This window comes from Microbacterium sp. AISO3, assembly GCF_002204305.1.
Taxonomy (GTDB): Bacteria; Actinomycetota; Actinomycetes; order Actinomycetales; family Microbacteriaceae; genus Microbacterium; species Microbacterium arborescens.
This window is the reverse complement of record NZ_NHRF01000023.1, coordinates 1-1,136: the sequence shown is the minus strand read 5'-3', so window position 1 is coordinate 1,136 and position 1,136 is coordinate 1. Positions and strand designations below refer to the sequence as shown.

General features: G+C 36.5%; 2 protein-coding genes. Both read left to right on the top strand.

The features are described 5' to 3' along the window. A partial coding sequence (locus CBF90_RS16035) for an AAA family ATPase (protein ID WP_172407876.1) occupies positions 1-684 on the top strand: 684 nt, incomplete at its 5' end. Beyond that, the coding region (locus CBF90_RS16030) for an HNH endonuclease (protein WP_141097192.1) at positions 681-1,136 on the top strand (456 nt) is incomplete at its 3' end. The genes CBF90_RS16035 and CBF90_RS16030, both read left to right, overlap by 4 nt.

Here is a 1,136-nt window from a genome sequence, read left to right as displayed (position 1 = left end):
AGAGTAGATAGAAAAAGACAACTCTGGCTTGAAGCTATCAAAAAACTAAGTAGTGATGAAAACTTTTCAAATATGGAACTCATCAGCCTCATTTCTAAATATGAAGAGTTAAGACGTAATGAACCACAGATTCAAGTGGACGATGATAAATTCACTAAATTGTTTTATGACAATATCCAGAAATATCTGCTTCGAATGAGCTCTGGACATGCAATTGTTTTATTTACTATCACAAGATTAGTAGATGTCGTTGGCGAAAAGTCATTAGTTTTATTCGATGAACCAGAGGTTCATCTGCATCCACCTTTGCTCTCTGCTTTTTTACGAACATTAAGCGACTTACTCGATGCACGCAATGGTGTAGCAATAATTGCAACTCATTCCCCAGTAGTACTGCAAGAGGTTCCAAAATCCTGCATGTGGAAAGTCCTACGGTCAAGAGAAGCAATAAATATTATCCGTCCGGATATTGAGACATTCGGTGAGAACTTAGGTGTTTTAACTCGTGAGGTGTTTTTACTTGAAGTGACAAATTCTGGATACCACCACTTATTATCGCAGTCCGTTGATTCAGAGCTTTCTTATGAAACCATTCTAAAAAATTATAATGGTCAGATAGGATTAGAAGGTCGAACCGTTTTAAAAGCGATGATAATGAACAGAGATGAAGGTAAAGTACAATGAAAAAACTACCTCTTCCAGCGAGAACTTATAGCGAAATGCTTAATAAATGCTCGGAAGGTATGATGCAGATAAATGTTAGAAATAATTTCATTACTCACTTCCCCACTTTTTTGCAGAAAGAACAACAATATAGAATATTAAGCTCGACAGGTCAGTTATTTACCTACGACAGGACACACCCTCTTGAGCCTACAACCTTAGTAGTTGGTAACCTGACAAAGGTTAAATTAGAAAAGCTTTATGAAAATAATCTCCGAGATAAAAACAAACCCGCTAGAACATATTACGATGACATGCTTGTTTCATCAGGTGAAAAATGTCCATTTTGTGGTGATATAGGACAGACAAAAAATATAGATCATTTTCTTCCTATTGCACATTATCCTGAATTTTCGGTGATGCCTATTAATTTAGTTCCATCGTGCCGCGACTGCAATATGGGAGAGAAAGGT